Origin of the sequence: uncultured Oscillibacter sp. (genome assembly GCF_910579365.1) — a bacterium.
In the GTDB taxonomy this organism is placed as follows: Bacteria; Bacillota; Clostridia; order Oscillospirales; family Oscillospiraceae; genus Oscillibacter.
Window position 1 is genome coordinate 1 of sequence record NZ_CAJTUX010000115.1, and the last position, 5,414, is coordinate 5,414.

General features: G+C 54.8%; 5 protein-coding genes. All 5 read left to right on the forward strand.

The features are described from left to right. The first annotated feature begins 241 nt into the window (after positions 1-241). A complete protein-coding gene (locus QZ329_RS14820; protein WP_295753776.1) occupies positions 242-1,234 on the forward strand; it encodes a ParB N-terminal domain-containing protein in 993 nt (330 codons plus the stop codon). Beyond that, on the forward strand, positions 1,231-2,091 hold the full coding sequence (locus tag QZ329_RS14825) for a DUF6551 family protein (protein ID WP_295753778.1): 861 nt from the start codon (positions 1,231-1,233) through the stop codon (positions 2,089-2,091). Before QZ329_RS14820 ends, QZ329_RS14825 begins: the two co-directional genes overlap by 4 nt. 68 nt (positions 2,092-2,159) lie before the next feature. Then, entirely contained in the window at positions 2,160-2,426 is a 267-nt protein-coding gene (locus QZ329_RS14830) for a DUF6870 family protein (RefSeq protein WP_251316542.1), read from the forward strand. A 133-nt stretch (positions 2,427-2,559) separates the two neighbouring features. Continuing rightward, positions 2,560-4,200, forward strand: coding sequence for a recombinase family protein (locus QZ329_RS14835; protein ID WP_295753779.1), 1,641 nt, complete (start codon positions 2,560-2,562; stop codon positions 4,198-4,200). Position 4,201: 1 nt separating this feature from the next. Then, positions 4,202-5,414, forward strand: a 1,213-nt coding sequence (locus QZ329_RS14840; RefSeq protein WP_295753780.1) for a recombinase family protein, incomplete at its 3' end; no start/stop codon positions are given.

Consider the following 5,414-nt stretch of genomic DNA (forward strand, 5'->3'; position numbering starts at 1 on the left):
GCCGGGGGAGAGCAGCAGGGCGGTCATGCCGCCTGATAATACGGCACACATTTTTCATAAAGGGTGTTCAAGGGAGCCCGCGCCGGTCATATTTCCTTACAGTATGAGGACACAGCCAGGACCGGCGCGGCCCTTCCCGCCCACCGGATGAAAGACCTGGAGCCATAGGCCAACTGCGGCCCCAGGTGTTCCATCCGGTAGGGATGAACGATAACAGGCCGGAGGCCAGGGAGGTGAAAATATGCTTGTTCCAATCAGTGAAATCAAAGTCAACGCTGGACGGCGGAAGGCGGACCCGGAGGGAGTGCAGGAGTTGGTGGACAGTATTTCCAAGGTGGGCTTGCTCAACCCCATCACCATTGACCGGGAGCATACGCTGATTGCCGGATTGCACCGGCTGGAAGCGGCAAAACTGCTGGGATGGACGGAGATTGAGTGTAATGTCAGCAGTTTGGAGGGCCTACTGGCGGAGCTGGCGGAGGTTGACGAAAACGTGGTCAGGAAGGGCTTATCTGCCGTGGAGTACAGTGATTTACTTCTGCGCCGGAAGGAAATCTATGAAACGCTCCACCCAGAGACTAAAGCGGGAACGTCCCAAGCTGCGGGGATGAATCGCGCCAAAGGCAACAACGTGGGGTGCAAAATGCACCCCACGTCAAAATCATTTGTCCAAGATACGGCTGAAAAGCTAGGGGTAAATCCCAGCACAATTAAGCGCCAAATTCAAACGGCTAAAAATCTGACTACCGAAGCAAAGGATATTATCCGGGACACCGGCACCAAAATCACGAAAAAGGACGCTTTGAAGCTGTCCCGTCTGGAACCGGAGCAGCAGAGGGATGCGGCCAGCCAGTTAGCGGCAGGGGAAATCAAATCCATGGGCGAGTACCATCCTGCCCCGGCAGAGGAACCGCAGCCCCCGGAGCCTCCAATGCCGCCCTCTGTTCCCTACTCCCTGGGCGATAAACACTATGCCAGCATAGAGGAATCCGTAGCCGATCTGAAAAACCCCGATAAGGATTGCAGTTATACCCCGGACACGCTGCTGGCGGATATTGACGGCTTTGTAGATACCTTCCACAAGAATTTCGCATGGTATAACGACCCCTTCTGCACAGTTGTATTTCCCAGCATATCCCCGGTGCAATTTAATTTTGTCCGGCAGAGGTTCGCCACTATTTTCTCCGCCATGGAGGATTTATTAAATCTAATGGAAAGGACTATGAACAAATGAGCTATCGAAAAAAACGTCATGCCTCCAAAACGGAGCCTTTGGAGCGTCAGACCACCATCCCCGAAGTGAAGTACCACAACCCTGGCGTGAGCCGTGACCTCTCCACTGCAAAGCTGACCTCCGGCCTACCCTATCAGCGGCCCGTGGAGACGGAGGATGTGGACAAGCTGATCGCCAAGTGGAACCCCTGTCTGCTGACCCCCATTGTGGTCAGCTTCCGGGACGGCAACTTTAACGTAGTGGACGGCCAACACCGGATCGCCGCTATGCGAAAGATGGCGGGTGGCGGGGATGTGATCGTCCCCTGCATCATCTACACCGGCCTGACCTATGAGCAGGAGGCCGAGCTGTACTATATGCTGGACCAGACCAGAGGAAAACTGCGGCTGGGTCATGCGACCAAGGCCCTGGTAGAATCCGGCGCAAATGCAGAGATCATTGATGTGAAGCAGCGGGTAGAGGACGCTGGCTTTACTTGGGCACTGGACCGGCCCACCGGAGAACCCTTTGAAATTTCCACCACCCGCGCCGTTATCAACGCCTACCGGCTCCTGGGCGGCGCGGCCTTCTCCCGTATGCTGGGCCTAATCGCCGGGGCGTGGCATGGGACCCCCAACTCCCTTAAAGCGTCTATCTTCTCCGGTATGGCGCTGTTCGTCAAGACCTATGAGACGGAGCTGGTGGATCAGATTTTCATTAAGAGGTTGTCCGCCGTGGACCCGGACGAGATCATTCGCCGGGGTAAGGTGGACTTCTCCACCAACAAAGCCGCCCTGCGGTTTGCCCGCGTCATTCTCAGCAAGTACAACAGCCAGCAGCGCGGGGGCCGCAAGCTCCCTTACCGCTTCAAGGGCTGATACATCACAAATCGCCGCAGGCCAGAAGGTCTGCGGCGGTATTGATTCATCGCAAAGGAGGTACAAACATGGAACCGTGTGCTTATTCCATGGAACAGATCGAGGCTATGCAGAATGTGGATATTCGGACTGTGGACCCGACCGGCCTGCGGGATATTCGGGAAGTGAAGGTCAACACCGATTTGCCCAAGCGGGAGAGGATTCTGGACTTCATCCGGCAGATCGGCAATCCCTACTGCTACCGCCACGGGAAATATGTTGTGAAGGTCAGTTTTACCGACACGGATGTAACCCTGGAGGACCGGATGCTCTCCTACATACGCTCCAAATGCTGACACAAACTTTTTTGCAAAACACTCTGGACATTGCCGGGAAGTTATGTTAACATGACGGCAACAGGACAAACCGGCGCTCCCCTGGTTGTTAAAGTGTTTTGCTGATTAACTTTAACAATTAGGAGAGAAGAATATGAATATTTCCGCTGAACAGGTATGGAATACCTGCGGTTATGTGCGCTTGTCCCGCGAGGACGGCGACAAGGAGGAAAGCAACAGCGTCACGGGCCAGAAGGATTTGATCCGTGACTACATGACGCGCCACCCGGAACTGCGGGAGTGCGGCATGAAAGTGGATGACGGCTACACGGGGTCCAATTTTGACCGTCCGGCCTTTCATGAGATGATGGCGGAGGTCAAGGCTGGCAAGATTAACTGCATTGTGGTCAAGGATTTGTCCCGCTTCGGCAGGGACCACTTGGGCGTAGGGGAATATCTGGAACAGTTATTTCCCTTTCTGGGTGTGCGTTTTATCGCAATCAACGACAACTATGACAGTCTGCACAGCAACGCGGAATCTGATGAGCTGGTTATCCCGTTCAAAAACCTCATAAACGAGGCATATTGCCGGGATACCTCGGTGAAAACACGGAGCCAGCTTGAGATCAAACGCCAGCGCGGAGATTTCATCGGCTCTTTTGCTGTTTTTGGCTATCGGAAGGACCCGGAGAACCGCCACCGCCTGCTGGTAGATGAATACGCCGCCGGTGTGGTGCGGGACATTTTCAAATGGAAGCTGGAAGGAATCAGCGCGGGCGATATAGCTGACCGCCTGACGGCGGAGGGTATCCTCACTCCCATGGACTACAAGCGGTCCCAGGGGATGCGCTACTCCACGTCCTTCCGGCTGAAAGAGGAATCCGTGTGGGATGCCGGGATGGTGTTGCGGATTCTGAAAAATCCGGTCTACATCGGCGTGTTGGAGCAGGGGCGCGTGACCACCCCCAGCTACCGGGTGAAGCGGCTGGTGGTGAAGCCCCGCGAGGAATGGGCGGTGGTGGAGAACTGCCACGAGGCCATTATTGACCGCTACGACTTTGAGACGATCCAGAAGGTGCTTGCCCTGGACACCCGCACCAGTGTCAGCGGCAGGGCGGTAGAACAGTTTTCCGGTATGGTGAACTGCGGCGAGTGCGGCGGGGCCATGATTCGCAAGACGGTTTCCTCCGGCAAGAAGAAGTATGTCTATTACGTCTGCGCTGCCCACAAGAACGAAAAGAGCTGCTTTGCTCACTCCCTGCGGGTGGAGGTGCTGAACGAGATTGTATTGGAGGCTTTGAAAAAGCACATTCAGGACGTGATCGACCTCTCTGACCTGCTGGAACTGACCGACACGGCCCAGCTTCAGCAGGCAGGAATGCGGAAACTGCAAGGCCGTTTGGAGAAGAAGCGGGAAGAAATCGACCGCAATCAGGCCCTTTTGCGCTCCCTCTATGAAAGCCTTGCTGACGGCGTGATCGACAGGAACGAATACCAGGACTTAAAAAAGACCTACTCCCGCCGCCGCGCCGAGGCAGAGGAACAGGCCGAGGCCATTCAAGAGGAAATGAGCCGGGAAATGAGCAATCTCTCTGAAGGCCGGGACTGGATAGAGCAGTTTCGCAAGTACCAGAACATTGACGCTCTGGACCGCACGATGATTGTTTCTTTGATTGAGCGCATTCTGATTTTCCGTGATCGCAAGGTTGAGATTGTCTACCGCTGGCACGATGAATTTCAGTGGCAGGTAGATTTGCTCCGGCAAGCAGCCCTTCCTGGAAGGGAGGCGGTCTGAGGTGGCGAGGACGAAACGCAAGGTCAATCCCATTCTGCCGGTAGCGGTCCCCGAAGAAAAGCCCAAGCGGGTATATCAGGCGGGCGGCTATGTCCGGCTGTCGGTGGAGGACAGCGGAAAGCCCGGAGCGGACACGATTATCAATCAGCAGGAATTGATTCAGAGCTACATTGACAGCCAGCCGGATATGCAGTTCTATGACCTCTACTGCGACAACGGACGGACAGGGACCAACTTTGACCGCCCGGAGTTCGAGCGGCTGATGGAGGATGTGCGGGCTGGGAAAGTGGACTGCATTGTGGTCAAGGATTTATCCCGGTTTGGCCGCAACTATCGGGAAACCGGCAACTATCTGGAACGGATTTTCCCACTTCTGGATGTGCGGTTTATTGCTGTCAACGATAATTTTGATACGCTGACTGCCGAACGGTCCCAGGACGGCTATATTGTGCCGCTGAAAAATATCATCAACGAGGTTTACAGCAAAGACATTTCCAGGAAGCTGCTGCCCGTATTCGCGGCAAAACAGCGGAACGGGGAGTTTATCGGAACCTGGGCGATTTACGGCTATCAGAAATGCGCTGACGATCATCACCGGATTGAGCCGGACCCGGAGACTGCGCCGGTGGTCCGGGAAATGTTTCAATGGCGGTTCTCCGGCATGAGCTATCAGAGCATTGCCCGGAAGCTGAACGAGCGGAACGTCCCTTCCCCTGGCCGGTATCACTATTTGAAGGGAAATTCAAAATCCGAACACTATGCCAACACAATTTGGAATGTATGCTCCGTTAAGAACATACTGTCCAGCGAGATTTACCTGGGACATATGGTGCAGGGAAGGAAACGATCCGGGCTTTCTGAGGGCAGAAAGACCTGCCGTGTACCAAAATCCGAGTGGGTGATCGTTCGCAATACCCATAAGCCGCTGGTGGAGGAAGAAATCTTTCAGGTGGTTCAGCAGATGGCTGAAAGAGCCAAAACCACTTACCACGAGCGGCAGGGGAAATATGACACGATGGGGACCACCCCCAATATCCTCCGAAAGCTGGTCTACTGCGCGGACTGCAAGCGGCCCTTGGTACGCTACAAAAATGTGAACAGCAGCAAGGGGATACGCTACTACGTCTATATCTGCCAGTCTCATGCCGATCATCCCGCTTCCTGCCCCAAGAAGTATTTCCATGAGACAAAGCTGATTGAAATTCTTTGGGACA

What these genes read in the sequence shown, in the direction of transcription:
- QZ329_RS14820 (WP_295753776.1), top strand. Translation starts at nt 242, where the DNA reads ATGCTTGTTCCAATCAGTGAAATCAAAGTCAACGCTGGACGGCGGAAG.
- QZ329_RS14825 (WP_295753778.1), top strand. Translation starts at nt 1,231, where the DNA reads ATGAGCTATCGAAAAAAACGTCATGCCTCCAAAACGGAGCCTTTGGAG.
- QZ329_RS14830 (WP_251316542.1), top strand. Translation starts at nt 2,160, where the DNA reads ATGGAACCGTGTGCTTATTCCATGGAACAGATCGAGGCTATGCAGAAT.
- QZ329_RS14835 (WP_295753779.1), top strand. Translation starts at nt 2,560, where the DNA reads ATGAATATTTCCGCTGAACAGGTATGGAATACCTGCGGTTATGTGCGC.